This is a genomic window from Nocardia sp. NPDC005978 (genome assembly GCF_040614455.1).
Taxonomy (GTDB): Bacteria; Actinomycetota; Actinomycetes; order Mycobacteriales; family Mycobacteriaceae; genus Nocardia.
This window is the reverse complement of the sequence record NZ_JBEXUS010000261.1, coordinates 1-1,019: the sequence shown is the minus strand read 5'-3', so window position 1 is coordinate 1,019 and position 1,019 is coordinate 1. Positions and strand designations below refer to the sequence as shown.

Annotated in this window: 1 protein-coding gene; it reads right to left on the bottom strand. The window is 65.8% G+C overall.

The genetic code is table 11. The features are described 5' to 3' along the window. Positions 1–17: 17 nt before the first annotated feature. The coding region (locus ABZ319_RS40550) for a DUF222 domain-containing protein (protein WP_354991902.1) at positions 18–1,019 on the bottom strand (1,002 nt) is incomplete at its 5' end.

Here is a 1,019-nt window from a genome sequence, read left to right as displayed (position 1 = left end):
GGCTGCGGGGCAGCGCTCTAGCAGAGTCGCCGTGCCTGGATACCCGGCACACCCGAAGGGCTCGGCACACGCGGATGATGACGGAAATTCACCCGAGGTCTACGAGCCGGATCAATATGCGGTGGCGGAATCCACCCTGTTTTGCCGGGATGCTCCGAATCTTCCGGCATGACAATTGTTTTCCAACCGTTCAGACCAGAATTGACCTGTGCGTGGCAGGCATCGCATGCGAAGGTCAGGTTCTCGATGTCGGTGTCGCCGCCATCGGCCCATTCTGTGATGTGGTGGACTGCTGAGCGGGTGGCGGGGGCGTCGCATCCGGGGCGGGTGCATCCGCGTTCGACCGCGGTGAGTGCGAGGCGCTGTTCTACCGATGCCAGGCGTTGACCGCGTGAGAGGTGCAGTGGGCGGCCGTTGGCGTCCACGATCACCAGGTAGGGGGTGGACCGCGCGGCCAGTGTGATCGCTTCGGTGATCGAGAGCGTGCCACCGGTGTTCGTGGTAGCGAGCCCGGTGCGCTGCTCGAGGTCGGTCAGGCGCATGGTGACCACGGTCGAGACCGGCAGCCCCCGGTGGTAGCCGAGTTTGGTGGGTCCCATATCGGGGTGCAGGAACCGCAGCAACGCATCGTGATTGCGTTGCGCTTCGGAGCGGTGATCACGCTTGGCAGCGGCCCGCAACACGTTCCGAGCAGCGACCGTGGCAGCATCGGCGTCACTGTCATCGGCCTCGGACTCGGTGTCGATCCCGAGTTGCGCGGTCGTGTGCGGGCTGTCCGGGTCATCAGGGTTGCACATGCCGGGGCGGGCGAACTTGGCGAACATGGGCATGAACACCGCACCCAACTCCGGAGTCAGCAACCCCGAGATCGGGAACATCCCATCCGCGCGCTGTCGCCCGATGCAGATCCCGCGCATCCGCTGGCGGTCCTTGTCCGCGGTCAACACCCCGTCCGGGTCGGCGTAGGCCAGGACTCGGATACCGGCCTGGGTCACCCCTTTCGGGTCACCGACGCACGC